A 26587-nucleotide genomic window follows, 5' to 3' on the forward strand; every position below is an offset into this window, starting at 1 on the left:
CTTCTACGCCGAGGCCCTCGCCCACCTCACGGAGGGCGGCGTCGGCGGGGGTGGTGGTCATGGGGTCCTCCTGGTGGGTTCTGTCACCGGGGACCGACAGGGAAGAAGCCGCCCGGTGGACGGGCGGCTCCGGTGTCAGTGCACGCGAGGAATGACCGCCCTCAGGCGGTCCACCACTGCTGTCGCATGCGCATGGCGACGAGGGTACACCCCGGGCCCGATGCCGTCAGCCCAGGACCGTCAGCCCAGGATCGTCTGGGCGAGGTCCTCGGTCTCCTCGGGGTCGAGGACGGCCGCCGGGTGCGGGCCCGCGGCGAGCCAGCGCTCGATGCTCGCCTCGGCGCGGTCCCGGTCCGTCGACAGGCCCGGACCGGCCGTGAGCACGAGATTCCCCTCGGACTCGAGCTCCAGCATCGTCCGGTCCGTCAGGGTCCACGCGCCGGGGCAGCCGGCCGCGTCGGCCGCGTCGAGGAGCGCCAGGGCCTGATCGGCCCAGAACCCCAGGGGCGGATCGTCGCCGACGTTCACGAGCAGCGCGCCGCCCTCCGTGAGGTGGGCGAGGGCCTCGGCGTAGAAGTCCTCGCAGGCCAGATGGGCGGGGGAGTCCGCGCCGGAGAACACGTCCAGGACGATCGCGTCGACGCGCGCGGGGCGCCCGTCGGCCGCGGTCATCGCCGCGAGCTCCTCGCGGGCATCGCCGATCACCACCTCCAGATCCATGCCCGCGGGCAGCGGCAGCGCGTCGAGCACGAGGCCCGGCAGCTCCGGGTCGATCTCCACGGCGAGCTGCCGCGAGCCGGGGCGCGTCGCCTGCACGTACCGCGGCAGGGTGAGCGCCCCCGCTCCCAGGTGCAGGGCCGTGATCGGCTCGCCCTCCGGCGCGAGCGTGTCCAGCACGGTGGCGATCCGCCGCAGGTACTCGTAGCGGATATGCGTCGGATCCGCGAGGTCCACATGGGACTGCGGGCGCCCGTCGATCTCGAGGACGGTCCCGGCGATCTCATCGGGGACGAGGCGGGCACGGGCGGCGAGGGAGGTCATGGGGTCAGTGTGACGGAGGGCGTCGATATCCTTCCTTCCGTGAGGGCATACATCGTGTGGGGGACCGGCGTGCTCGCCTACATCATCGCCGTCCTCCAGCGCACCAGCCTGGGCGTCTCCGGTCTCGAGGCGGCCGTCCGCTTCGGCGCCCCCGCCTCCGTCGTCTCCACCTTCGTGGTGGTCCAGCTGCTCGTCTACGCCCTCGCGCAGATCCCGGCCGGGGTGCTCCTGGACCGCTACGGCGCCCGCGTCACCCTCACCGCAGGCGCCGTCCTCATGGCGCTCGGCCAGCTCGCGATCGCCCACACCGACGCCGTCGGCACGGCGATCGCCGCGCGCGTGGTCGTCGGCGCAGGCGACGCCCTGACCTTCGGCAGCGCCGTCCGCCTCGTCCCGGCCTGGTTCCCGCACGAGCGCGCGCCGATCATGACGCAGCTGACCGGCATGATCGGCCAGATCGGCCAGGTGCTCTCGGCCATCCCCTTCGTGGCCCTGCTCGGCGCGGCCGGCTGGACCGCGGCCTTCACCACGGCCTCCGCGATCGGCGGTGCGGTCGCCGTGCTCGTCGCCCTCGTCGTCCGCGCGACCCCGCCGGGCACCCGGCGCTCCGCGCCGCGCCACGACGTGCGGCGGATCCCCGTGATCATCGCGCGGATCGCCCGCCACCCCGCGACCCAGCTGGGCTTCTGGGCCCACGGCGTCGCGGGCTTCCCCGGCATCGTCTTCGCCCTCATGTGGGGCTTCCCGTACCTGACCGCTGGGGAGGGGCTGCCCGTGCCCATCGCCTCCACGCTCATGACGGTGCTGGTGATCTCCACAATGATCTCCGGCCCGCTCATGGGCATGGTCAGCCAGCGCCACCCGCTGCGCCGCTCCAATGTGCTGCTGCTGGTGGTGGCCGCGACGTTCGTGCCGCTGCTGGCCGTGGTGCTGTGGCCCGGGCCCGCACCGCTGTGGCTGCTCACGGCGATGGTCGCGGGCATGGGGGTGGGCGGCCCCGCCTCGTCGGTCGGCTTCGACTTCACCCGCTCCCACCTCGCATTCCACCGCCTGGGCACCGCGACCGGGATCGTCATCATGGGCGGCTTCACGCTCGGCCTCGCGTGCACCTTCGGGATCGGTCTGGTGCTGGACGTCCTGCGGCCCGCGGGCGACTACGACCTCGCGTCCTTCCGCTGGGCACTCGCGCTCATGCTGCCGGTGCAGGTGATCGCGACGGCGCTGCTGCTCGAGTCCCGCGCGCGGCTGCGCCGCCGCATGGCCGAGGCCGGGCAGACCGTGCCCAGCTGGGGCGAGGTCTGGCGCTCCGGGCGGTGGCGGCGGCTGTGATCGCGATAGAGCTCGTCTAGGCTTGCACTGAGCACGACCGACGATCGCCGACGACGACATCGTGGAGGCCGCATGCAGCAGGGGGAGCTGGACCAGGCAGGGCACGCGCAGGGAGAGTCCGCTCCGGGGCATCGCGCGTCCTGGAGCCGACGGCTCGTGCGGATCGGCCTGCGGCTGCTGGTCGTCGGAGCGCTCGGTCTTCTGCTCGGCGCCGGGATCGCCGGGGCGGCGATGACGGCGGCCTCGGACGACATGCCCTACGACGGCTTCCGAGCCGAGGCCGCGGACTTCCCGATGGCCCACGGCCCCACCGAGGTCGTGATCGAGGAGCAGAGCGTCCTGGCGATCTACTACGACGCGGACGCGATCGTGTCCGGTCAGGGGTCGCCGCAGGGGACGTGCATCGTCGAGGGGCCCGACGGGCAGGCGCTCGAGGAGGTCGGGCCCGAGCCGATGCGATCCCCGGTGATCGACGGCCACGAGTACTACGACATCGAGAAGTACCGCACCGTCGGTCCGGGCACATACTCGGTGGCCTGCAGCGTCGAGGGCCTGTACGCGGGGCCGGGCTACCTGAGCTCCGAGCCCTCGCCGACGGTCGACGCGGAGGGGGCGGCCACCATCGGGATGATCCTGGCGCTCCTCCTGATCGCGGTCGGAGGGATCGCCGTCCCGGTCCTGCTCGCGGCGCTCATCGTGCGCCTCGTGGCCGGTCCGCGCGCCGAGTCGCGGGAGCGCGTGCGGTTCGAGCGCCCGCTCGCCTCGGCGATCGTCCTCGCGCCTGTCGTGGGCGCAGCGGGGGTGGCGACCGTGATGGCGGCGGCGAACGCGATGAGTCCGGCCGTGACCGCCGCCGGGATCGCGCAGCAGCGGCAGATGGTCCTCGTCGCCGGCGTCGTCCTCGTCGTCCTCCTGCTGGCCCTCGCGCTCGAGACCGTCCTGGCCGTGCGCCGGTCCCGGGTGCTGCGGCGCACGTCACCTTCCGTGGTTACGGAACCGTAGGTTAGGCTCTGCCGGGTGAGCGTCTTCCGCACCACCATCCCCGCCCCGCCGCAGGACGAGCCGATGGTCCAGCTCCTCGCCCCCGACGGCACGCGCACGCCGCACGACGAGCTCGACCCCGTCCTCGCGCACCTGACCGGAGAGGACCTGCGCGGCTTCTACCGCGACATGGTCATGATCCGAGCCGCCGACCTCGAGGCCACCGCCCTGCAGCGCCAGGGCCAGCTGGGCTTGTGGGCGAGCGCGCTCGGCCAGGAGGGCGCGCAGATCGGCATCGGCCACGCCTCGCGCCCCCAGGACTACTTCGTCCCCACCTACCGCGAGCACGGCGTCGCCTGGGCCCGCGGCATCGAGCCGATGACGCTGCTCGAGATGTTCCGCGGCATCTCCCACTGCGGCTGGGATCCGCATGAGCTGCGCACCCACCCGTACATGATCGTGCTCGGCGCCCAGACCCCCCATGCGGTCGGCTACGCGATGGGCATCCAGCGGGACGGGGCCGTGGGTACGGGCGATGTCGAGACCGACACCGCGGTGCTCGCCCTCTTCGGCGATGGCACCTCCTCGGAGGGCGAGGTCTCCGAGTCCTTCACCTTCGCCGCCAGCTTCCAGGCGCCCGTCGTCTTCTACACGCAGAACAACCAGTGGGCCATCTCCGTGCCCACCTCGGTGCAGTCCCGCGTGCCGCTGGCCCAGCGCTCCCGCGGCTGGGGCATCCCCTCCGTCCGCGTCGACGGCAACGACGTGCTGGCCTGCCTCGCCGTCGGACGCATCGCGCTGGACGCGGCGCGCGCGGGGGAGGGGCCCCGCTTCATCGAGGCCCTCACCTACCGCATGGCCGCGCACACCACGAGCGACGACCCCACCCGCTACCGTCCCCGCGCCGAGGAGGAGGAATGGGCCGCGAAGGACCCGATCGCCCGCCTCCGCCTGCACCTCGCGCAGAGCGACGAGATCGACGAGGCCTTCACCACCGCGTGCGACGAGGAGGGCCACGAGCTGGCGATGCGCCTGCACCACCACATCCACGCGATGCCCGACCCGGATCCGCGCGAGCTGTTCGAGCACGTCTATGCCGAGCCCCACCCCCTCGTCGCCGAGGAGCGCGCGGCGTACGACGACTATCTGGCGCAGTTCGAGGACGAGGCCCAGGACCAGGAGGGCGTGCGATGAGCACGATGCAGCTGCCCATCGCCCGGGCCATCACCCAGGGCCTGCGCGACGCCCTGCGCGCCGACGACCACGTGCTGCTCATGGGCGAGGACATCGGCGTCCTGGGCGGCGTCTTCCGCGTCACCGACGGCCTGCAGGCCGAGTTCGGCGCCCAGCGCGTGGTCGACACCCCCCTCGCGGAGGCGGCGATCGTCGGCACCGCGGTGGGCCTGTGCTTCCGCGGCTACCGGCCCGTCGTCGAGATCCAGTTCGACGGCTTCGTGTTCCCGGCGTTCAACCAGATCACCACGCAGGTCGCCAAGATGCACTACCGCACCGGCGGGCGCGTGAACATGCCGCTGGTGATCCGGATCCCCCACGGCGGCGGGATCGGCGCCGTCGAGCACCACTCCGAGAGCCCCGAGGCGCTGTTCGCCCACACCGCGGGCCTGCGCGTCGTCGCCCCGTCGACCGCGCAGGACGCCTACTGGATGACCCGTCAGGCGATCGAGTCCGAGGACCCGATCATCATGCTCGAGCCCAAGCGCCGCTACTGGATGAAGGGCGACGTCGACACCGAGCGCCGCCCCGAGCTGGGCCTGCACGACGCCGCGATCGCCCGCGAGGGCACCGACGCGACCCTCCTCGCCTGGGGCCCGTCCGTGCCGCTGGCCCTCGAGGCCGCCGCCACCGCCGCCGAGGACGGCACCGAGCTCGAGGTCATCGACCTGCGCTCCATCTCACCGCTGGACATCGACACGATCACCGCCTCGGTGCAGCGCACCGGCCGCCTCGTGATCGTCCACGAGGCCCCCGTCTTCGGCGGCATCGGCGGCGAGATCGCCGCCCGCGTGACCGAGAGCTGCTTCTACAGCCTCGAGGCGCCCGTGCTGCGCGTCGGCGGCTTCCACACGCCCTACCCGCCCGCGCGGATGGAGGAGGCGTACCTGCCCGATCTCGACCGCGTGCTCGACGCCGTCGACCGCGTCCTCGACGCCTGAAGGAGCCCCGCATGACCACGATCGTGACCGTCCGCCTCACCGACCCCGGCGAGGGCCTCACCGAGGCCGAGATCACCGACCTCAAGGTGGCCGTCGGCGACACCGTCGCCATCAACCAGATGATCTGCGAGGTCGAGACCGCGAAGTCCGCCGTCGAGCTGCCCAGCCATGTCGGCGGCACCGTCGTGGCCGTCCACGTGGCCGTCGGCGACGAGGTCGAGGTCGGGGCTGCGCTGATCGACATCGACACCGACGGCGGGGCGCCGGAGCCCGACCCCTCCGCGCGCGAAGCCGCCGCCGAAGTCGCCCCCGCCCCGGTCGAGGCGACCGAGGAGCAGCCCGCCGCCCCGAAGCAGGACGACGAGCCCAAGAACCTCGTGGGCTACGGCTCCCGCCCGGCCGCCGCCCGCCGGCGCCGCCGCCACACCGCCCAGGAGAGCGACGAGCAGCAGGTCCCGCTCGACCGCGTGCTCGCCAAGCCGCCCGTGCGCAAGCTCGCCCGCGACCTCGGCATCGCCCTGGCCGACGTCCTGGCCACCGGCCCCGGCGGCACCGTCACCCGCGAGGACGTCATGGCCGCCCAGCAGCGCGCGATCTCGGGCACGAGCGCCGCCCCCGCCCCGGCCGGCGAGTACTTCCCCGACGAGTCCCCGCAGGCCCCCGCGGACCTCGGCGCGTCGATGAAGTCGACCCGCGACCAGGCCTTCCCCGGCGTCACCAGCGATGAGCGCACCACGCGCGTCCCGATCCGCTCGGTCCGCAAGCGCACCGCCGAGGCGATGGTCTCCTCCGCCTTCACCGCGCCCCACGTCACCGTGTTCAACGAGATCGACATGACCGCGACGATGGACCTCGTCGCGCGCCTGAAGGCCTCGCGCGAGTGGAAGGACGTGCACGTCTCCCCGCTCGCGGTCGTCGCCAAGGCGCTCCTCGTCGCGATCCGCCGCAACCCCGAGGTCAACGCCTCCTGGGACGAGGAGGCACAGGAGATCGTCTACAAGCACTTCGTGAACCTCGGCATCGCCGCGGCCACCCCGCGCGGGCTCATCGTCCCCAACATCAAGGACGCCCACCTGCTCACGCTGCGCGAGCTCGCCGAGGCGATCAGCGACCTCGCCCGCACCGCCCGCGCCGGCCGCACCCCGCTCGGCGCGACCCGCGAGGGCACCATCACCATCACCAACTTCGGGGTCTTCGGCATCGACTCCGGCACCCCGATCCTCAATCCCGGCGAGTCCGTGATCCTGGGGATGGGCGCCGTCAAGGAGAAGCCGTGGATCGTCGACGGGCAGATCGTGCCGCGGAAGGTCGCCCAGCTGGCCCTGAGCTTCGACCACCGCCTCATCGACGGCGCGCTCGGCTCCGAGCTGCTGCGGGACGTCTCCCAGGTGCTCGAGCACCCGGAGATGGGCCTCGTGTGGGGCTGACCGCGCGGCCGCGCTCGGCACGTACCCTGGTGGGGTGACCACCGCCCCCCTCCCGCGCCGCGACGACCCGCGGATGCACACCGTGGAGATGGCCGCCGTCTCCGGGGACCTCGAGGACCACGAGATCCTCACCTCCGTGCGCCCCGGCCCGTCCACGCGCGAGACGGCTCTGCTCGTCGCCGCGGGCGGAGCCCTCGGCGCCACGCTGCGCTACCTCCTCGAGCTCGCCGCGCCCACCATCGCCACCCCCACCCTCGTCGACATCCCGTGGTCCACCTGGACCGCCAACGTGCTCGGCTGCCTCCTCATGGGGGTCATCGCGGGCTACCTCGAGAGCGGCGGGCGCGCCCCCGCCTGGGCGCGCCCCTTCCTGGCGACCGGGCTGTGCGGCGGCTTCACGACGATGTCCACGCTCGTGCTGCAGGTGTCGGCGATGATCGGCGCCGACTTCCCCCTCATCGCCCTCGAGTACGGCCTGGGCTCCGCCGTCCTCGCCCTGCTCGCGCTCGTCGTCGGCCTGCTGGCCGGGCGCATCCTGGGGAAGAGGAGCTGATGGCCGCGATCCTCGGACTGCTCGCCGTCGCCGTCGGCGGCGCCGCCGGAAGCACCGCCCGCTGGGGCCTCGCGCACCTGTGGGCCGTCCGTGGGCCCCGCCGCGAAGGGCTCAGCGTGCCGTGGGCCACCTTCGCGGCCAACATCCTGGCCTGCTTCGCCCTGGGCGTGATCGTCACCTGGTTCGGGGCGAGCGCCGGCGGGGCGGGCCGCACCGCCTACCTGCTGCTGGCGACCGGGTTCTGCGGGGGGCTGTCGACGCTGTCGACCCTCGCCCTCGAGGTCGTCGCCCTCGTCCGCGGCGGCGGCACCGTCATCGCCCTGGGCTACATCCTCCTGAGCGCCGGCTCGGGGATGGTCGCCCTGTGGCTGGGCCTGGTGCTCGCCGCGTGACGGGACGTCCCTCGACCTCCCGCGCACCGCGGCTCGTCCCCGGTGCCGTCGCCGCGACGGCGGTGGTGCTCGCCGTGCTGTCCGTGCTCGCCGCCCGCACGGCCGCCGGCCCCGCCGAGGCGATCCTCGCGAGCGCGGGCCCGCTCGCCCGCGACGGCGCGCCCGTCGCGGCCCTCGTCGCGGATCTCGCCGGCGCCCTCGTCCTCGGCGGTGCGGCCGTCGCCGGCTGGGTGGTGCGCCGCGGCGAGGACCGCGCGGTCGCGCTGCGCGCCGTCGCCGTCGCCTCGGTCGTGTGGACGCTCGCCCAGCTCGCGCTCCTGCTGACCTCCTACGCCGTCGCGACGGGCCAGCCCATCGGCTCCGGCTCCTTCGGCTCCGACCTGCCCGTGTACCTCGGCACCGAGCTGGGCCTGTGGATGCTCGCGAGCCTGGTCCTGGCCGCCGCCGCGACCGTCGTCGCCGTCGGGGCGACCGGCCCCTGGGGCGCCCGGGCGCTCGCCCTCTGCGCGGGGTGCAGCATCCTCGCCAAGGCGATGACCGGTCACGCCTCCGGCAATGCCGACCACGAGACCGCCACGACGACGATGCTCGTGCACCTGCTGGCGGTCGGGGTGTGGATCGGCGGCCTCGCCGTCCTGCAGCTGCTGCCCGGTCACGACCGGGACGCAGCAGGCGTGGTGCGCCGCTATTCGCGCCTCGCGCTCGTGTGCTGGGTCGCGATCCTCGCGAGCGGCGTCTGGGCGCTCTCAGCGCGCATGAACGGCCCCGGGGACCTGCTCACGAGCGCCTATGTGCAGATCGCCGCGCTCAAGACGGTGCTGCTGGTGCTGCTGGGGGCCGCGGGCCAGCTGCAGCGGCGCCTGCTGGCCGACGCCGCGGCGCCCGGCGGGGGTTTCGACGGGGCCGTGCACCGGCGCCTGGCGATCCTCGAGCTCGCGCTCATGGGCCTGGCCGTGGCCCTCGCGGCCGCGTTGAGCAGCTCGCCCCCGCCCGCCGACTCCGCCCCGCAGTCCACCGAGCCCGCGTTCCTCCTCACCGGCTACCCGCTGCCGCCCGCCCCGACGCTCGGAGGCATCGCCGCGGCCTGGCGGCCCGATGCCTTCGCCCTCGCCGCCGCCGCGGTGCTCGTGCTGGCCTGGTGGTGGCCGACGGCGCCGCGCCGCGACGCTCGAGCGACCCGGTTCCTGCTCGCCGCCGTCATCGCGCTGCTGGCCGTGCAGTGCGGGCCGCTGGCCGTCTACGGCAAGGTGCTGGTCTCCGCGCACGTCCTCCAGCATGCCCTGCTTCTGCTCGTGGTCGGGCCCCTGCTCGCCGCCGCCTTCGACGTGCGCCTGCCCGCGCGCGCCCCGCGCTGGGTCGCGCCCGTGCTCGGGTTCGCCGCGCCGGGGATGATCGTGCTCGCCTACGCGTCGCCGACCGTGCTGCGCCTCGCGCTCGAGGCCCACGTGCCCCACCTCGTGCTCATTCTCGGCGCGATGGTGCTCGGCGTCGCGCTCGGCGCCGCCGTGCGCGACTCGCGGGCGGCCGCGCCCGCCACCGGGGTCGTGCTCGTCCTCGCCGCGCTGCAGCTGGCCCTCGGCTCGCGCCTGCTCGTGCCGTCCTGGTTCGGGGCGACCGGGCGCACGTGGCTCCTCGACGCGCTCGCCGACCAGCGCCGCAGCGGCTGGGCGCTGCTCGCGATCGCCGTCGTGTGGACCGTCGCGGCCGCGGCCCTGTCCGCGCGTCAGTCGCGGGGCGTCGGGTCCGCCTCGAACAGCGAGCGCACCGTCCGCAGCCGCGCCATGAGGTCCTCGCGGTCCGCGAAGGGCAGCTGACCGGGCTCGGCCACCGGGACCGGGGCGGCCGTGCGGCGCGCCGTGCCCTGCAGGCGCTCGAGGCCGTCGGCCAGGCGGCCCTTCAGCCCCGTGCCGCGAGAGGCAGAGGGCCGTCGCAGGGGCACCGAGGCGTCGGCCCCGCGGCGCACGCGGCGGAACTGCTCGGCCGCCGGGTCGTCGTCGGCGGCGGCGCGCAGGAACAGCGCCGCCACATCGGCCTGCTGGGCGAGGAGGGGCCAGATTCCGCCCGCGACGCGCACCTGACCGAGCACCACCAGGTCATCGCGACCGCGCGGGAAGGCGCCGAGGAACAGGTCGGGGACACCGGCCGAGGTCCGCGGGAAGGCCTCGTCGGCGATCGCCCCGGTGCCGTCCTCGTAGCCGGTGGCCAGCACGATCACGGTCGGCTTCCAGGTGGCGCCGTCCGCCAGGCGCACTGTGCCATCGTCGGCGAGGGACTCGACGTCCGCGCACGGGGTGATGCGGCCCTCGCGGATCCGCGCGAGCACATCGTCGGAGACGATCACGCGGTCCTCGAGCAGCGGCGCCTCCGGGGCGGGCATCCCGAGCTTCTCCGTATCGCCCATCGTGCGGCGCACGACGGTCTCGGCGATCTTCGCGTTCAGGGGGCCCAGCAGGGCGGGCTCGCGGGAGGCGGCGACGTCCCCGGGGGTGCCGGCGATCGTGCGCGGCACGACCCAGTGTCCCGTGCGCATCGACCAGCGCACCTCGAGCGCGCGGCTCGAGGCGTCGACGGCGATGTCCGCGGCGCTCTGGCCCGAGCCGACCACCAGGACGGTGCGGCCCTCGAGGCCCTCGGGTCCGCGCCAGTCGGAGGCGTGCATGAGCTCGACGCGCTCGCCCAGGCGGCGGTCGAGCGCCCAGGAGGGCAGGTGGGGGCGGGAGGCCATGCCGGTCGCGGCGATCACGGCGCGGTAGACGCAGATCTGCCCGTCGGACATCTCCACCTGCCACACGCCCGGCTCGAAGGGGGTGGCGCGGCGCACCGTCGTGCCCGGGTGGAAGCGCTCGGTCAGCCGATGGCGCGCGGCATAGGCCCGCAGGTACTTGCTCAGCTCCTCGGGGGAGGGGAAGGCCGGGAACGAGGCCGGCATCAGCAGGTCCTCGAACTGCATCATGTCCTTGGAGGACACGGGCGTCATCGCGTCCCAGACCGGGGTGTCGTCGGCGCCGCTCCAGATGCCGCCGACGTGGCTGCGGGAGTCCACCAGGTCGAAGGGCAGCCCCACGGCCTGCAGGGCGGCCGCGGCGGCGAGCCCGGCGGGACCGGCCCCGATCACGAGCACCTTCTCGCGCGTGGAGACCTGGTCGTCGGGGTGAGCGGACATGGAGCGCCTTCCGGAGGGGATCGCGGACGACGTCATCCTACGGGCGAGCGGCGGGCACGGGCTGGGCGCGGGGGAGACGGGGCCGACCGGGCGGTCGTCACCGCACCCCGCCGCGCATCGCGATCTCCCACGCCCCCGCGAGACCGGAGGCCGCGATCTCCAGGCGCGGGTGCCCGGCGGCGTCCAGGCCGGTCATGAGCTCGTCGTGCAAGGGCCCCGCGGTGGTCAGGACGGAACCGGCGAGGACCACGGGCAGCTCGGCCTCGGGGTCGAGGCGCTGCACGTCATGCGCCAGCGCCCGGACCGCGCGATCCAGGATCTTCCGGGCCACGGGATCGGGCAGGGCCATCCCGGGCAGCGGGGCGAAGCGGCCCCATTGGGTCGGCGTCAGCGGGTCGAGGGCGCGGATCAGATCCCGGCGGGCGTCCCCCGTGGGGGTGTCGATGCCGTCGCGCAGCTCGAGGCCCAGCACGTCGCCCAGCAGCTCGGTGAGGGCGGTGCGGGGCCGACGGCCGTCGATGTCCGCGGCGACGGCCTGGAGCACCTGGCGGCCGATCCACACGGCCGAGCCGATATCGCCCAGCAGCCAGCCCATCCCGTCGACCCTCTCGACGAGCTGGCCGGCGCGGAAGCGGGCGGCGACCGCGCCGGTGCCGGAGCGGAGCAGCACGCCGTCGCCGCCGACGTCGGCGGTCAGGAAGGCGGCGGTGAGGTCGTCGATCACAGTGACGGCCCGCGGGAGGACGCCCAGCGGCGCGAGCGCCTCGCAGGCCGCGTCCAGGACGGCGGGGCGCCGGGCGGGATGCGCCCCGGAGACGGCGAGGACCGCGCGCTCGATCCGCTCGGCGGGGCGAGAGGCGAGAGCGGTGCGCACGGTGGCCGTCAGGGATGCCAGCGCATCGCGCTCGTCGCTGCGGACCTCGGCCCCGGGGCCGTCGACCGGGGCGGGGAGCGCGCCCGCCGGGCCGATCGCCAGGTGCGATGCGGAGGCGCCGATGTCGGCGGCGAGGATCAGATCGGACGGGACGGCGGTGTCGCTCACGGCTCCATCCTGGCACGAGGCCGGTCGGGCCGGAGCGTGGCCCGAGGACTCAGATCCCCAGGCTCTCCTGCACCGCGCGCAGGGCATCGGCCGAGGCGTGCAGGCGCGCCTGCTCGCGCTCGTCCATCGGCACGTCGAGGCGCCGGATCACGCCCTGACGGCCCACCACCGAGGGGATCGACATGGCCACGCCCGAGATCCCCTGGTACCCGTCGAGCAGGGAGGAGACGGGCAGGACGGCGTGCTCATCGGTCAGCACGGCCTCCACGATCCGGGCTGCGCTTACGCCGACGGCGAGGTTCGTGGCGCCCTTGCCCTGGATCACGGTGTAGGCAGCCTCGGCCACCTGGTGGCCCAGGTCGTCGAGCGCCGCATCGGTGAACGACAGCGTGCCGTCGGCCCCGCGGCACTCGCGCAGCGGGACCCCGCCCACCGTCGCCGAGGACCACAGCCCGAACTCGCTGTCGCCGTGCTCGCCGGCGATCGTGGCGTGGATCGACCGCGCGGAGACGCCCGTCATCCAGGACAGCAGGTTGCGCAGGCGCGAGGTGTCCAGCACGGTGCCCGAGGCGAAGACCCGCCCGGCGGGCAGTCCCGAGATGCCCAGAGCCGCGACGGTCAGCACGTCGCACGGGTTGGTGACCAGCACGTACACGGCATCGGGCGCCTGCTCGAGCAGCTGCGGCATGAGCGAGCGGAGGATCGACACGTTCGTCCCGGCCAGGTCGAGGCGCGTCTGCCCGGGCCTCTGCGCGGCCCCGGCCGTGATGACGACGACGTCGGCGCCCTGGACGCACGTGATGTCGTCCCCGCCGATGATCCGTGCGCCCGAGGCGAGCGGGGAGCCGTGGGCGAGGTCGAGGACCTCCGCCTCGACCTTCTCCTTCTTGAGGTCGTACAGCGCGATCGTCCGCGCGCTGCCTCGCAGCAGCGCCGCGTAGGCGACCGAGGAGCCGACGGCGCCCGCGCCGATCACGGCGAGCTTGGATCCGGCGGCGGGGACGGCGTTCCGGTGCACAGGTGAAGCGGTCATGCCCCGATGCTCTCCCGGCCGCGGCGGCATGTGAAGGGGGCTGTGACGGGCGAGCCATCGGGGATCGGACGCGCCGCGGTTCCTCGGGGCGCCGTCGGGCCGTGGGGCTCCCGGTGACGCGTCACACGGCGACACAGTGGTCGACGCGGACCCGCGCCGCCCGCGACAGTGGGGGGCGTCGCCCCGACCCCGCCCGCCGACCGAGGAGGACTCCGTGCCTGAGAACATCGCACCGCGCCCGCACCTGGAGACCCTCGCGATCCATGCGGGCCAGCACCCCGACGCCGAGACCGGTGCCCGCGCCCTGCCGATCTACCAGACCACCTCGTTCGTCTTCCCGGACGCGCCGCTCCACACGCCGCCGACGTGCTCGGCGCCGTCGACGAGGTCGAAGGGCAGGCCGACGGCCCGCAGCGCGGCGGCGGCCGCGAGGCCCGCGGGACCCGCACCGATGACGAGGACCTTCTCGCGCGTGGGGATCGAGTCGTCGTGCTGAACGGACATCGAGGCGCCTTCCGGGCTGGGATCGCGGACCCGCTCATCCTACGGGCGCGCGGGAGGACGGGCGCTCCCGTCGGGCCGCCCGGTCGGCGACGCGCCCGGACGTCCCGGGCTCACAGGGCGGCGAAGATCGCGCTCGCCCCCACCGCGACGACGACGGTCGCCATGACGTGCGCGAGGACCGACTGCCCGCGCAGCGTGCGCCGCGCCTCGCGCGTGAGCGGCGCGAAGTCCGCTGACGCCGAGGAGGTCTGCACGAGGACCGCGATGTACAGGTACTCCTCGTAGGCGCGCCGGGAGGGGTCCTCCTCGCCGTCCAGGCGGAAGGCCTCGCCGTGGCAGTCGTGGGCGGCGTAGTCGACCGCGTAGCCGACCGCGCAGCTCATCCATGCGGTGACGAGCACGAGGACGGTAACGCCCAGCAGGTACTCGACGGGGACGTGGGCGGGGCGGGTCTGCAGGACGTACACCATGGCGCACGCGCTGATCAGCAGCTGGAGGGACTCGGCCCCGGTCGTGGAGCGCATCCCCAGCCACCGCAGCAGGCGCGAGGACTGCCGCGCTCGGCTCAGCCGCGCGGCGGCGAGCAGCGAGGGCCGGTCGAGGCGGCGCAGCACCAGGTGGGTCAGCACCGCGAAGGCCGCCGAGTAGAGGGACATCGCCAGGACCAGCAGGACGATGGCCAGGGGGAGCCGGGCCGCGGGGTCCGCAGCCGTCATCCAGTTCAGGGACGGGGACACGGCGGTCACCGGGATCGTGACGGCGAAGGCGATGACGATCGCGAGGGTCTGGCGCCACGGCTCCCGCAGGAGGAGCCGCGCCGCCCCGCTCGGGGGAGGGGGCCGTCGCGGCGCGGGCACGCGGGCGCTCATCGGGCACCGTCGATCGCGAGCCGCCACGCGCCGGGCAGGCCGGAGCCAGCGACCGCGAGGGCGGGATGGCCGGCGGCGTCGAGCCCCGTGGTGAGCTCCTCGCGGAGGGGGCCCTCGCTCGTGAGCACTGAGCCGGCGAGCACGACGGGCAGCTCCGCGCCGGGGTCCAGGCGCTGCACGTCCGCGGCGAGGGCGCGCGCGGCGCGGTCGAGGATCCGGCGGGCAGCGGGATCCGGCAGGGCACGGCCCGGCAGGGGGGCCAGGCGGCCCCAGTCGGCCGGGGCGAGGGGATCGACGGCGCGGATCAGGTCCTGGCGCACGTCCCCCGTGCCCGAGCGCGTGCCGTCGCGCAGGTCGATCCCCAGGGCCTCGCCGACGAGCTCGGTGAGCGCGGTGCGGGGACGACGCCCGTCGACGTCGGCGGCGACGGCCTCGAGCACCTTCCGGCCGATCCAGACCCCCGACCCGATGTCGCCCAGCAGCCATCCCATGCCGTCGGTCCGCGCGACGAGCTCGCCGCCGGTGAAGCGCGCGGCGACCGCGCCCGTCCCCGCCAGCAGCAGCACCCCGTCGGGCCCGACGCCCCCCGCGAGGAACGCCGCGGTCAGGTCGTCCAGCACGTCGATGCGCCCGGCATCGATCCCCAGCGGCGCGAGCAGGGTGGTGACGGTGGCGGCGATCTCGGCGCGGCGGGCGGGACCGGCCCCGGAGATGCCGAGGACGGCGCGGCGGACGTCGCACCCGGGCCGGCCGTCCAGGGCGCGCTCGATCGTGGGGACCAGCGCCGCGAGCGCCGCGGGACCGCTCGAGCGGATGTTGGCCCCGGGCCCGGTCACCGCGGGCGGCAGGGCGCCGGCACCGCCGACGGCGATCCGCGCGGAGGTCCCGCCCACGTCGGCGGCGAGCAGCAGGCTGGCCCTGGCCTGCCGTTCGGCGGGCGCGTCGGGCCGTGCGGGGAGCCCGTTGTGTGTGCTCTCGTTCACAAGGCGCCTCTCATGGTGGTAACTTCACTCACATCACATCTGCTTGGAAGTTACATTCATCGCGTCCTCCGGAGGAGCCCCTATGATCGCACGACGTCAGATCCTGACCGCAGGCGCGGCAGGCGCGGCAGGCACCGCAGCCCTCGCCCTCGGCGCCTGCTCCGGCGGCTCCGGGAGCTCCGACCCCACCGACACCGAGGCCAACGCCGGCAAGACCGTCACCCTGTGGATCATGCAGGGCACCAACGCCAAGACCGACGAGTACGTCGCGGCGCTCAAGGAGGCGTTCACCGCCAAGACCGGCGCCACGCTCGACGTGCAGGTCCAGCCATGGGACGGCGCCCACGACAAGTTCGTGACCGCGATGAGCGGCGGCACGGGCCCCGACGTGGCCGAGGTGGGCACCACCTGGACCCCCGAGTTCGCCGACGCGGGCGGCCTGTCCGACCTGAGCGCCGAGATCAAGGAGGCCGGGCTCCAGGACGGCCTCATCAAGGGGCTCGTCGAGGCCGGGACCCTCGACGGCAAGATGTACGGCATGCCCTGGTACGCGGGCGTCCGCTCGATCCTCGCCGACAGCGCGATCCTGGACGCCGCGGGCGTCAACAGCCAGCCCCAGAGCTGGGACGAGCTGCTCGCGATGATCACCACCATCAAGCAGGCCAAGCCCGATCTCCTGCCCTTCCCGATCGCCGGCGCGAGCCTGTTCTCCATGCTCCCCTTCGTGTGGGGAGCGGGCGGGAAGATCGCGACCGAGGAGGGCGGCACGTGGAAGGCCGCCATCGCGGAGGCGCCCGCGGTCGAGGGACTGACCTGGTACACGGACCTCGCGCTCAAGCACGACTCCTCGAGCGCCGCCGCGAACACCTGGAAGGAGACCGACTCGCTGAAGTCCTTCCAGCAGGGCCAGACCGCCATGTTCATCACCGGCTCGTGGGTCCCGGCCACCATCAAGGCGGACGATCCCGAGCTGTACGAGCGCTTGGTCGCGTTCACGATCCCCGCCAAGAACTCCGCCCTGGCCCCCTCGTTCCTGGGCGGCTCCCACCTGTGCCGCTTCGAGGACTCCGAGGAGCCGGAGCTGGCCTTCGAGCTCATCAAGCTCATGGCCACCGGCGATCTGGCCACCCGCTGGGCCACGGAGACCAACTTCTTCCCCGGTGAGCAGAAGGCCTTCGACGAGGTCGTCTCCCAGGGCGACGAGCTCACCAAGGTCTTCGCGCAGCAGATGTCCGAGGGCGGCACCACCGTCCCCGTCACCCCCGCCTGGGGCAAGATCGAGGGCAAGAAGACGATGTCGACCCTCACCTCGTCCATCCTCGGGGGCACCCCCGCGGCGGACGCGGCCAAGACCGCGGCCACCGAGATGGACCAGCTGTTCTCCGCATGAGCACCGCCGTGCCCCCTTCCCTCGGACAGGGAGCGCGCGGGGGCGGTGCGCCGCGTCCGCGGCGCACCGTCCCCGCCGGGCGGCGGCTGCGGCGCGCCGGCGCGCCCTGGCTGCTGCTGGCTCCCGCCCTGATCGTCCTCACGGTCCTCCTGCTGCTCCCGCTCCTGCGGGTCCTGAACCTCTCGCTGCAGGACTACGAGCTGAAGAACCTGATCCGGGGCGAGTCGAACTACGTGGGCCTGGACAACTACGTCCACGTGCTGTCGGACCCGTTCCTGTGGACCACCGTTCTGCCCAACACCGTCGGCTTCGCGATCGTCTGCGTGGTGCTGACGATGGTCGTCGGGACCGCCGTCGCTGTGTTCCTGAACGCGCTGTCCCCGCTGTGGCGCGGGGTGTGCACCACCGCGATCATGGTCGCGTGGGCCGTGCCGGCGCTGACCGGCACCTACGTCTTCGTGTGGCTGTTCGACCCGCTCAACGGCCTGGTCGCGAGCGCGCTCGGATCCGCCGGGGTCCTCGAGCCCGGGTCCTTCAACTGGTTCACCAGCCGCCTGGCGTTCTACGCGATCGCGACCATCAACGTGGTCTACCACGGCTTCCCGTTCGTCGCGGTGACGGTGCTCGCCGGGCTGATGACGGTCCCGCGCGAGCTCTACGAGGCCGCCGAGATGGACGGCGCGGGACCCTGGCGCCGCTTCGTGTCGGTCACGGTCCCGGCGCTGCGGCCCATCTTCGCGGTGTGCATCATCCTGTCGACGATCTGGGACTTCAAGGTGTTCACGCAGATCTACCTGATGCCCGGGGGCGACGGCGCCAACCGCTCCGTGATGAACCTGGGCGTGTGGTCCTACACCGAGTCCTTCTCCCAGGGCGAGTACGGCATGGGCTCGACCATCGCGGTGCTGCTGACCCTCGTCCTGCTGCTGATCTCGGTGGTCTACATCCGCTTCCTGCTGAAGGAGGACGAGCTGTGAGCCAGTCCCTCACGGATCGCGCGCCCGTCGCGCGCCCGCGCTCGGCGCGCCGTCGCCGCGGCCGCCTGGCCCGCGCCGTCGGCGTCGTCGTCCTCCTGGTCGCGGCCCTGTTCCCCTTCCTGTGGATGCTGACCACGGCGATCGACCCGAACCCGCTCTCGCGGGGCGCCTCGCTGCTGCCCTCGGGCTTCACCCTCGACCACTTCCGCACGGTGCTGGTCGACGCGGGGTTCCTGCGCTACGTGCGGATCTCGGTGATCGTCGCGGTCTCCACCGTGCTCATCAGCGGCGCGATCGCGCTGCTGGCGGCCGTGGCGGTGGCCCGCTTCCGGTTCCGCCTGCGCACCGCGGTGCTGATCCTGGTGCTGCTGGTGCAGATGGTGCCCCTCGAGGCGCTCGTGATCCCGCTGTTCCTGCAGGCCCGCTCGCTGCACATGCTCAACTCGCTGCTGGGCCTGGTCATCGTGTACCTGGCCTTCTCCCTCCCGTTCGCGATCTGGAACCTGCGCGGCTTCGTCGCCGCGGTCCCGCGCGAGCTGGAGGAGGCCGCCTACGTCGACGGGGCGTCCTGGTTCCGGATGTTCCGCTCGGTGCTGCTGCCGCTCGTGGCGCCCGGGCTCGTGGCGACCTCGGTGTTCTCCTTCATCACGGCCTGGAACGAGTTCATCTTCGCGCTGACGTTCATGCAGGACTCCGGCAAGTACACCGTCGGCGTGGGCCTGCGGACCTTCTTCACACAGAACACAGCGGACTGGGGCGCCATCATGGCGGCCTCGACCGTCATCGCGCTGCCGGTGGTCGTGTTCTTCGTGCTCGTCCAGCGGAACCTGGCCGCGGGCGTCACCGCGGGCGCCGTCAAGGGATGACGGCACCGTGAGCCCCGCCGACGACCGGCGCTGGGACCCCGACGCGCTCGGGGTGCTGCTGGCCTCCTTCACCGGCACCGAGGTGCCCGCCTGGCTGCGCGGACCGCTCGAGGCGGGCCTCGGCGGCGTGATTCTCTTCGGGTACAACACGCCGGATCCCGCCGCCTGCCGAGACCTCGCGCGGTCGGTGCACGAGGCCGCCCCGGGCGCCCTGGTCACGATCGACGAGGAGGGCGGGGACGTCACGCGCCTGCAGGCGGCGACCGGATCCGTCCTGCCCACGGCCTGGGCGCTGGGCGCGGTCGACGACACCGACCTCACGCGCCGCGCGGCCCGCGCGCTCGGGGACGTCCTCGCCGCGTGCGACGTCGACCTCGACCTCGCCCCGGTCCTCGACGTCTCGGCCGACCCGCGCAACCCCGTCATCGGCACGCGCGCCTTCGGCGACGAGCCCGATCGGGTGACCCGGCACGCGCGCGCCCTCGCGATCGGCCTGCGGGAGGCCGGCGTCGGCTCCTGCGGCAAGCACTTCCCGGGCCACGGAGCGACCCACGTGGACTCCCACACCGCCCTGCCCGCGATCGACCTGCCCGTCGTGGAGCTCGCGCGCGACCACCTGGCCCCGTGGGCGCTCGCCCCGTGGCTGGACGCCGTCATGACCGCCCACGTGCTCGTGCCCGCCCTCGGCGAGGGCCCCGCGAGCATCGCGCCCTGGTCCCGCCCCCTGCTCGACCGCGTCGCGGGGGACTGGGGCTTCCGGGGCCTCGTCGTGACCGACGCCCTCGACATGGCGGCGGTCGCCGAGGACCCGGGCTTCGCCGAGGCCGTGGTGCGCGCCGTCGAGGCGGGGGCCCACCTCCTGTGCCTGGGCACCTCGATCCGCCGGGACGAGCAGGAGATGCTCGCGGAGGCCCACGACGCGATCCTCGCCGCGGTGGAGGCCGGGCGGCTGGATCGCGCGGCCCTGCGGGAGCGCGCCGCGGAGACGGCGGATCGGGCCGCCGCCCTGCGCGCCCGTCGACGGAGCGTGCCCGCCCCGCGGCTCGAGGAGGCGCTCGCGCGCCTGACGGACGTCGGCCGAGAGGCCGCCGCGCGGGCCGTGGACGTGGGGTGCGCGCGGCTCGTGGGGCCGTGCGTGCGGGTCGTCGATGCCCGGGTGCGCCGCGACCACGCCTCCGGCGCCCGGCGCAGCGTGCTGGTCGAGCAGCTGCGCGAGCGCGGCTACGACGCCGACGAGGCGCACGATCCGGGGGACGTGGCCGACGCGGACACGGTGCTGGTCGTGACGCGTCTTCCCCGGGCCGACGCCGAGGAGGGGCGCGTCCTCGCCGAGGTGCTGGCCCGGCGGCCCGACGCGGTCGTCGTCCACGTCGGCGTGCCCGGTGCGGCCCCCCGGGGTGACCGCGTGGTGCTCGCGCTCGGCCACGGCCCGGCCATGCTCGGGGCCGCGCTGGACGCGATGATCCGCGGGACGGGGCGATGAGCGGCGGCGCCGACGGGTCCCTCACCGTGCTCGGCCTCATGTCCGGGACCAGCGTGGATGCGATCGACACCGCGCTCGTGCGCTTCACCCGCGACGGCGCCGACCCCGCGGTGCTGCGGGGCGAGATCCTCGCGACGGGCGAGCAGCCGTGGGACCCGGGGCTGCGGCGCGAGATCCTCGCGGCCCTGCCCCCGGCCTCCGCGGACGCGGGCACCTGGTGCCGCCTGCACGCTCTGACCGGCCGGGCCTTCGCGCGGGCCGCGCGCTCCGCGCTCGGGGCGTCCGGGGAGCGCGCCGACCTCGTCGTCTCGCCGGGCCAGACCCTCTTCCACGGCGTCGAGGACGGCCGCGCCTGGGGCACGCTCCAGGTCGGCGATCCCGCCGCGGTGGCCGCCGCGACCGGCCTGCCCGTCCTCTCCGACGTGCGCTCCGCCGACATCGCCGCGGGCGGGCAGGGCGCGCCGCTCGTCCCGCTGCTCGACGAGCTGCTGCTGGGCGATGAGCCCTCGGCCGTCCTGAACATCGGCGGGATCGCGAACTGCTCGATCGTCGGCGCGGGCGAGGTGGTCGCGGGGGACACCGGGCCGGGCAACGCCCTGCTGGATGCGGCCGTGCTGCGCGCGAGCGGCGGGCGCGAGCACGTGGATGTCGACGGGCGCCTCGCCGCGCGCGGCACCATCGACGAGGAGCTCCTCGCGGCCCTGCTCGCGGACCCCTTCTACGCCCGGGCCTTCCCGCGCTCGACGGGCCGCGAGCACTTCGACGCCGACCACGTCGACCGGTGCGCGGCCCGGGCAGGCCTGACGCAGCGCGCCGATCCCCCGCTCGAGGACCTGCTGGCCACGCTCGTCGAGCTCACGGCCCGCACGATCGCCCGGGCGGTCGCCGACCTCGGTCGGGGCCGCGGGCTGCGGCGCGTCGTCGGCTCCGGCGGCGGGATGCGCAACCCCGTGCTTCGCGCCCGCCTCGCCGAGCTGCTGGACCCCCTGCCCCTCTCCGGTCCCGAGAGCGCCGGGCTGCCGGCCGATGCCAAGGAGGCGGTGCTCATGGCCCTCATCGGGGCGATGTCCGCGCACGGCCTGCCCGGGGTGCTCGCGCGGGCCGACGGGAGCGCCGTCACGGGTGCGCGCCGCCCCGTCGTCCTCGGATCATGGACCCCGCCCCCTGCGGGCGGCCTCGCACTGCCATCCTTGCCCCACCGGGGACCGGTCCGTCGGCTCCTGCTGCCGCCCCTGCCCTCCGAGGAGACCTCATGACCACCGGCGCCGCCTGGCGAGACCTCATCGACCTGCGCTCGACGACGGAGGAGCGCAACCCGCGCAGCCTCGAGCTCGACACCCTCGACTCCCCGGACCTGGTCGCGACGATCCTGGGTGAGGACGCGCGCGTCGCCGCCGCCGTGCAGGCCCGCACGGCCCACATCGCGCGGCTCGTGGAGGTGTGCGTCGCGGCGATCGCCGCGGGCGGGACCGTCCACTACGTCGGGGCGGGCACCTCGGGCCGCCTGGGCGTGCTGGACGCGGTCGAGCTGGTCCCCACCTACAGCGCGACCCCGGACATGGTCACGGCGCACCTGGCCGGGGGCGATGCGGCGATGATGCGGGCCGTCGAGGGCGCCGAGGACGACGAGCGGGCCGGGGCCGATCTCATCGATGCCGCATGCGGGGAGCGCGACGTGGTGATCGGCCTCGCGGCCAGCGGGCGCACCCCGTTCGTGGGGGGAGCGCTGCGGCGGGCCCGCGAGCGGGGCCTGGCCACGGCCCTGGTCGCGGCGAACGTCCACGCGGCCCTGGCGCCGCTCGCGGACGAGGCGATCCTGCTGGACGTGGGCCCCGAGGTGGTCACCGGCTCGACGCGCATGAAGGCGGCCACCGCCCAGAAGCTCACCCTGAACGCGCTGTCCACGGCCACGATGGTGCGCCTGGGCAAGACCTACTCGAACCTGATGATCGACGTGCGCCCCACCAACGCCAAGCTCGTCGCGCGCACCGTGCGGATGCTCGTGCAGGCCACGGGGGCCGCGGCCGCGCGCGCGGCCGACGTGCTCGAGGCCGCCGACGGGAGCGTGCGCGTCGCGCTCGTCGCGCTCCTGGCCGGGACGGACGTGGAGCGGGCCCGAGCGGCCGCCGACCGCTTCGCCCCCGACCCCGCACGCACCGGCGACCCTGCCGGCATCCGCTCGGCCGCGGAGTCCCTGCGGTGAGCGGGGACGGTGGGGCGTCCGCCACCGTGCGCCTGCGCGGGCGCCAGGCCGATCTCGGGCCGGCGCTGCGCCGGGTCGCCGAGACGGTGCTCGCGGATCCGCGGGCGGCCAGCGGCATGACCATCGGGGACCTCGCGCGCGCCTCCGACTGCTCCGAGGCGACGGTGGTGCGCCTGTCCCACGAGCTCGACTACGGCGGGTACCGCGAATTCCGCATGCGCCTGGCGGAGGAGACGGCGGTCGCGCGGGAGCGCGAGGGCGACGGCGCCTACGCGGGCGACATCGACCCGGACGACGAGCTCGCGGCGGTGGTCGGCAAGATCGCCGCGGCCGACACCCGCGCCGTGCAGGAGACCGCCGAGGGGCTCGACCTCGCGGCGCTGGCCGATGTGGCCGCCGCGATCGCCGCCGCGGGCCGGATCGCGCTGTTCGGCGCGGGCGCGTCGGGACTGGCCGCCGCCGACCTGCAGAGCAAGCTCGCGCGTATCGGGCTCGCGGCCACCGTGCACGTCGACCCGCACGCGGGCCTGCCCGCGGCGGCGCTGCTGCGCGCGGGGGATGTCGCGATCGGGCTGTCCCACTCGGGGCGCACGGCCGACGTGATCGACGCGCTGAGCATCGCGCGCGAGGCCGGCGCGCGCGCCGTCGCGATCACGAGCGCCCCCGCGAGCCCGCTCGCCGGCAGCGTCTGGCGCATCCTGATGACCGCCGCGCACGAGTCCGCGTTCCGCTCCGGGGCCACCGCCTCCAGGATCGCGCAGCTCACCGTCGTCGACTGCGTGCTCGTGGCCGTCGCCCAGCAGCTCCCGGACCTCGGGCGCGACGCCCTGGCCCGCACGCGCGCGGCCGTCGAGCACCGCCGGGTGGGGTGAGGGCGCGCCGGCGCCCGCCGCGCTACAGTCGTCGCCATGTGGATCTGACCGGCCCCGCCCCTCCCGTGCGACCTCTCGGAGCTGATCCATGCCCGCCCCTCCCTCCATCTGCGCGTCGACGGCGTCTCCCACGCCTACGGCGCCCGCCCCGTCCTCACGGACGTCTCGCTCGTCGTGCCCGCGGGGACGCCCACCGGCCTCCTCGGCAAGAACGGCTCCGGGAAGTCCACCCTCCTGCGCCTGATCGCGGGGGAGGAGGCCCCCGACCGCGGCGCGATCGAGGCCCCCGGCCCCGTGGGCCTGCTGCATCAGGACCTCCCGTTCCCGCCCGCCACGACCGTCCGGTGTGTGCTCGACGACGCCCTGGCCCATGCGCGGCGCCTCGAGGGCGACCTCGCGCGCGCGGCCGCCGCGCTCGCCCAGGAGCCGGGCTCCCGGGCGGCGGCCCGCGACTACGACGAGCTCCTCTCCCGCGCCACCGCGGCCGATGTGTGGGACGCGCCGCGCCGCGCGGAGGAGATCGTCGCGGGGCTGGGTCTCGGCGACCTGCCGCGCGAGCGCCCGCTCGGGCGGATCTCCGGCGGCCAGCGCGAGCGCCTCGCCCTGTGCCACCTGCTCCTCACGCGCCCGACGACCCTGCTGCTGGACGAGCCCACCAACCACCTCGACGATGCGGGGGCGCGCTTCCTCGCGGGGCTGCTCGCGGACCACCCCGGCCCGGTGCTGGTCGCGAGCCATGACCGCGCCTTCCTCGACGAGGCCACGCGCGCGCAGGTGGACCTCGATCTGGCCGAGAGCGCGGTCGGCACGGAGCCCGGGGCGACCGCCTACACAGGCACCTTCACGGACTACCTCCTGGCGCGCCTGGACGCCCGCGAGCGCTGGGAGCGGCGCCACCGCGACGAGCTGAGGAGCTCGCGCGCCTGCGGGAGGTCGAGAAGGAGTCCCACCAGGTCGGGCACGAGGGCCGCGGGCCGCGCACCGAGGCGCGCGGCGCCAAGAAGGTCTACTCCGACCGCAACGCCGCCGTCGTCTCGCGGCGCGTGCGCGACACCCAGCGGCGCCTGGAGACCCTCGAGCGCGAGCAGGTCCGGAAGCCGCCCGCGGAGCTGCACTTCACCGGCATCCCCTCTCTCCCGGCGAGGCCGGGCGGGGGCGTGCTGCTCGCGGCGAGCGGCGTCGCCGTCGCCGGGCGCCTCGCGCCGGTCTCGCTCGCCGTCTCGACGGGGGAGAAGCTGCTGGTGACCGGGGCGAACGGCAGCGGCAAGTCGACCCTGCTGTCCGTGCTCACCGGCGCGCTCGCCCCGGACGCGGGCACCGTCCAGCGCCCCGGGGCACTGCGCATCGGCCATCTCGCCCAGGATGAGGCCCTCGACCCCGGCGCGACGGCGCGCTCTCTGCTGCTCGCCGCCGCCGGTCGCGATCCCGACGACCGCGACGAGGCGCCCGAGCTGTTCGGGCTCATCCACCCGCGCGAACTCGACCGGCCGCTGGGGGAGCTCTCCCGCGGGCAGGTGCGCCGCGCGGTCCTCGCCGCCCTCCTCGCCGATCCGCCCGAGCTGCTCGTGCTCGACGAGCCCACCAACCACCTCGCGCTCGACCTGGCGGTGCGGCTCGAGGACGCGACCCAGCACTGGCCGGGCACCGTGATCGTCGCGAGCCACGACCGCTGGCTGCGGCGCCGCTGGCAGGGCAGGACCCTCGCGCTCGAGGAGGGATGAGGGGCGGCGACGGACGCGTCACACGGCGACACAGTGGTCGACGCGGACCCGCGCCGCCCGCGACAGTGGGGGGCGTCGCCCCGACCCCGCCCGCCGACCGTGGAGGACCCCGTGCCTGAGAGCACCGCACCCCGCCCGCACCTGGAGACCCTCGCGATCCATGCGGGCCAGCACCCCGACGCCGAGACCGGTGCCCGCGCCCTGCCGATCTACCAGACCACGTCGTTCGTCTTCCCGGACGCCCAGACCGCCGCGGACCGCTTCGCGCTCGCCGACCTCGGCCCCATCTACACCCGCATCACCAACCCCACGCAGGCCGCGGTCGAGGACCGCATCGCCGCGCTCGAGGGCGGCGCCGCCGGCCTGCTGGTGGCCTCCGGGCAGAGCGCGATCACGCTGGCGATCCTCAACGTCGCCGGCGCGGGGGACAGCATCGTCGTGTCCCCGAGCCTGTACGGCGGCACGTTCAACCTGTTCAAGCACACCCTGGCGCGCCTGGGCATCGAGCCCGTCTTCGTCGAGGACCCCGACGACCTCGACTCCTGGCGCGCGGCGATCCGACCCACCACCAAGGCCTTCTTCGCCGAGACCATCCCCAACCCCCGTCAGGACGTCCTGCGCGTCCGCGAGGTCGCGGACATCGCCCACGAGGCCGGGGTGCCGCTGATCGTCGACAACACGGTCGCCACCCCGATCCTGCTGCGCCCCATCGAGCACGGCGCGGACGTGGTCGTCCACTCGGCCACCAAGTTCCTGGGCGGGCACGGCACGTCGATCGCGGGGGCGATCGTCGACGCGGGCACCTTCGACTTCGCCGCCGACCCCGACCGCTTCCCCGGCTTCACCCAGCCCGACCCCTCGTACAACGGACTGATCTACACGCAGCTGCCCGAGGGACTGGCGCCCTTCGCGATCAAGGCCCGCGTGCAGCTCCTTCGCGACCTGGGGCCCGCCGTGTCCCCGTTCAACGCCTTCCTCATCGCGCAGGGCCTGGAGACCCTGCCGCTGCGGATGGAGCGCCACGTCGCCAACGCCGCGCGCGTGGCCGAGCACCTGCAGGGGCGCCTCGAGGTCGTCTCCGTCGCGTGGGCGGGGCTGGAGGACTCCCCGTTCCACGAGCGCGCCGTCCAGTACCTGCCCGACGGCGCCGGCTCCGTGCTCGGCTTCACCCTCGCGGGCGGCCTCGAGGCCGGGCGCGCCTTCGTCGACGCCCTCGAGCTGCACTCGAACGTCGCCAACATCGGCGATGTGCGCTCGCTCGTCATCCACCCCGCCTCGACCACCCACTCCCAGCTCAGCGAGGAGGAGCAGCGCGCCGCGGGCGTCGACCCCGGCTTCGTGCGCCTGTCCGTCGGGCTCGAGCACATCGACGACATCCTCGCCGACCTTGACCGGGGCTTCGCGGCGATCGGCGCCTGACAGCGGCGCAGCCCCGCGCCCGCCCGGCCCGCGCCCTTCCCTCAGCGCGTTCTGGTCATCTGTTGTCGGAATAGAGGGCGGATAACGACAACAGGTGACCAGAACGGCACGGTAGTGGAGCGGGGGCGGCACGGGGACGGCGCGATGGCGGCGCGGGGCGACACC

General features: G+C 74.7%; 25 protein-coding genes. 18 read left to right on the plus strand and 7 right to left on the minus strand.

Annotated features, from left to right (window positions below; translation table 11 throughout):
- Positions 1–240: 240 nt before the first annotated feature.
- Positions 241–1041, minus strand: a complete 801-nt coding sequence (locus FM110_RS06670) for a spermidine synthase (RefSeq protein ID WP_087103831.1) — start codon at positions 1039–1041, stop codon at positions 241–243.
- Between the two features lie 39 nt (positions 1042–1080).
- On the opposite strand from FM110_RS06670, the gene FM110_RS06675 reads away from it, so the two are divergent.
- The 8 genes from FM110_RS06675 to FM110_RS06710 all read left to right on the plus strand — a co-directional run bounded on the left by FM110_RS06675 (position 1081) and on the right by FM110_RS06710 (position 9711).
- On the plus strand, positions 1081–2370 hold the full coding sequence (locus FM110_RS06675; RefSeq protein ID WP_234991984.1) for an MFS transporter: 1290 nt from the start codon (positions 1081–1083) through the stop codon (positions 2368–2370).
- 72 nt (positions 2371–2442) lie between these two features.
- Positions 2443–3372, plus strand: coding sequence for a hypothetical protein (locus FM110_RS06680; RefSeq protein WP_087103833.1), 930 nt, complete (start codon positions 2443–2445; stop codon positions 3370–3372).
- A 15-nt stretch (positions 3373–3387) separates the two neighbouring features.
- Positions 3388–4545: a thiamine pyrophosphate-dependent dehydrogenase E1 component subunit alpha gene (locus tag FM110_RS06685; protein WP_407641033.1), complete on the plus strand. Its 1158-nt coding sequence runs from the start codon at positions 3388–3390 to the stop codon at positions 4543–4545.
- On the plus strand, positions 4542–5525 hold the full coding sequence (locus tag FM110_RS06690) for an alpha-ketoacid dehydrogenase subunit beta (protein WP_087103835.1): 984 nt from the start codon (positions 4542–4544) through the stop codon (positions 5523–5525). Before FM110_RS06685 ends, FM110_RS06690 begins: the two co-directional genes overlap by 4 nt.
- A gap of 11 nt (positions 5526–5536) precedes the next feature.
- A complete protein-coding gene (locus FM110_RS06695) occupies positions 5537–6952 on the plus strand; it encodes a dihydrolipoamide acetyltransferase family protein (RefSeq protein WP_087103837.1) in 1416 nt (471 codons plus the stop codon).
- Positions 6953–6986: 34 nt separating this feature from the next.
- Entirely contained in the window at positions 6987–7505 is a 519-nt protein-coding gene (locus FM110_RS06700) for a fluoride efflux transporter FluC (protein WP_234991986.1), read from the plus strand.
- Positions 7505–7897: a fluoride efflux transporter FluC gene (locus FM110_RS06705; protein ID WP_087103841.1), complete on the plus strand. Its 393-nt coding sequence runs from the start codon at positions 7505–7507 to the stop codon at positions 7895–7897. Before FM110_RS06700 ends, FM110_RS06705 begins: the two co-directional genes overlap by 1 nt.
- Complete coding sequence (locus FM110_RS06710; RefSeq protein WP_087103843.1) at positions 7894–9711, plus strand: copper resistance D family protein; 1818 nt, start codon at positions 7894–7896, stop codon at positions 9709–9711. Before FM110_RS06705 ends, FM110_RS06710 begins: the two co-directional genes overlap by 4 nt.
- On the opposite strand, the gene FM110_RS06715 is transcribed toward FM110_RS06710, so the two are convergent.
- From FM110_RS06715 to FM110_RS06740, 6 genes are all read right to left on the minus strand, one after another.
- Positions 9621–11060 carry a flavin-containing monooxygenase gene (locus FM110_RS06715; protein ID WP_087103845.1) on the minus strand — a complete coding sequence of 480 codons (1440 nt, stop codon included), beginning with the start codon at positions 11058–11060 and terminating at the stop codon, positions 9621–9623. The two genes, FM110_RS06710 and FM110_RS06715, sit on opposite strands and share 91 nt — an antisense overlap.
- Before the next feature lie 97 nt (positions 11061–11157).
- Positions 11158–12102: an N-acetylglucosamine kinase gene (locus tag FM110_RS06720; protein WP_087103847.1), complete on the minus strand. Its 945-nt coding sequence runs from the start codon at positions 12100–12102 to the stop codon at positions 11158–11160.
- A 49-nt stretch (positions 12103–12151) separates the two neighbouring features.
- Positions 12152–13135 carry an L-lactate dehydrogenase gene (locus tag FM110_RS06725; RefSeq protein WP_087103849.1) on the minus strand — a complete coding sequence of 328 codons (984 nt, stop codon included), beginning with the start codon at positions 13133–13135 and terminating at the stop codon, positions 12152–12154.
- 312 nt (positions 13136–13447) lie between these two features.
- Positions 13448–13639: an NAD(P)-binding protein gene (locus FM110_RS06730; RefSeq protein WP_087103851.1), complete on the minus strand. Its 192-nt coding sequence runs from the start codon at positions 13637–13639 to the stop codon at positions 13448–13450.
- Between the two features lie 110 nt (positions 13640–13749).
- Positions 13750–14496 (minus strand): DUF1345 domain-containing protein, encoded by a 747-nt coding sequence (locus FM110_RS06735; protein ID WP_159457998.1) that lies wholly within the window; start codon positions 14494–14496, stop codon positions 13750–13752.
- An 8-nt stretch (positions 14497–14504) separates the two neighbouring features.
- Positions 14505–15491 carry an N-acetylglucosamine kinase gene (locus tag FM110_RS06740; protein ID WP_234991988.1) on the minus strand — a complete coding sequence of 329 codons (987 nt, stop codon included), beginning with the start codon at positions 15489–15491 and terminating at the stop codon, positions 14505–14507.
- A gap of 82 nt (positions 15492–15573) precedes the next feature.
- Here FM110_RS06740 and FM110_RS06745 point away from each other — a divergent pair, with 82 nt between their 5' ends.
- The 10 genes from FM110_RS06745 (at position 15574) to FM110_RS06785 (ending at position 26422) form a co-directional block, all read left to right on the plus strand.
- Positions 15574–16881 (plus strand): extracellular solute-binding protein, encoded by a 1308-nt coding sequence (locus FM110_RS06745; protein WP_087103855.1) that lies wholly within the window; start codon positions 15574–15576, stop codon positions 16879–16881.
- The gene (locus tag FM110_RS06750; RefSeq protein ID WP_087103857.1) at positions 16878–17858 is read left to right on the plus strand and encodes a carbohydrate ABC transporter permease; all 981 of its coding nucleotides are present in this window, start codon (positions 16878–16880) and stop codon (positions 17856–17858) included. The genes FM110_RS06745 and FM110_RS06750 overlap by 4 nt, the downstream gene beginning before the upstream one ends.
- 65 nt (positions 17859–17923) lie before the next feature.
- A complete protein-coding gene (locus FM110_RS06755; protein WP_234991994.1) occupies positions 17924–18724 on the plus strand; it encodes a carbohydrate ABC transporter permease in 801 nt (266 codons plus the stop codon).
- A gap of 7 nt (positions 18725–18731) precedes the next feature.
- Positions 18732–20207, plus strand: a complete 1476-nt coding sequence (locus FM110_RS06760; protein ID WP_087103859.1) for a glycoside hydrolase family 3 N-terminal domain-containing protein — start codon at positions 18732–18734, stop codon at positions 20205–20207.
- Entirely contained in the window at positions 20204–21463 is a 1260-nt protein-coding gene (locus FM110_RS06765; protein WP_087103860.1) for an anhydro-N-acetylmuramic acid kinase, read from the plus strand. Before FM110_RS06760 ends, FM110_RS06765 begins: the two co-directional genes overlap by 4 nt.
- Positions 21460–22410 (plus strand): N-acetylmuramic acid 6-phosphate etherase, encoded by a 951-nt coding sequence (locus FM110_RS06770; RefSeq protein ID WP_087103862.1) that lies wholly within the window; start codon positions 21460–21462, stop codon positions 22408–22410. The genes FM110_RS06765 and FM110_RS06770 overlap by 4 nt, the downstream gene beginning before the upstream one ends.
- Complete coding sequence (locus FM110_RS06775; protein ID WP_087103864.1) at positions 22407–23282, plus strand: MurR/RpiR family transcriptional regulator; 876 nt, start codon at positions 22407–22409, stop codon at positions 23280–23282. Before FM110_RS06770 ends, FM110_RS06775 begins: the two co-directional genes overlap by 4 nt.
- A 174-nt stretch (positions 23283–23456) precedes the next feature.
- Positions 23457–24527, plus strand: a complete 1071-nt coding sequence (locus tag FM110_RS06780; protein WP_327230517.1) for an ATP-binding cassette domain-containing protein — start codon at positions 23457–23459, stop codon at positions 24525–24527.
- Positions 24524–25003 carry an ATP-binding cassette domain-containing protein gene (locus tag FM110_RS14835; protein ID WP_327230519.1) on the plus strand — a complete coding sequence of 160 codons (480 nt, stop codon included), beginning with the start codon at positions 24524–24526 and terminating at the stop codon, positions 25001–25003. Before FM110_RS06780 ends, FM110_RS14835 begins: the two co-directional genes overlap by 4 nt.
- A 111-nt stretch (positions 25004–25114) precedes the next feature.
- Complete coding sequence (locus FM110_RS06785; RefSeq protein ID WP_159457999.1) at positions 25115–26422, plus strand: bifunctional o-acetylhomoserine/o-acetylserine sulfhydrylase; 1308 nt, start codon at positions 25115–25117, stop codon at positions 26420–26422.
- Positions 26423–26587 lie beyond the last annotated feature (165 nt).

The organism is Brachybacterium nesterenkovii (genome assembly GCF_900163655.1).
GTDB classification, from domain to species: domain Bacteria; phylum Actinomycetota; class Actinomycetes; order Actinomycetales; family Dermabacteraceae; genus Brachybacterium; species Brachybacterium nesterenkovii.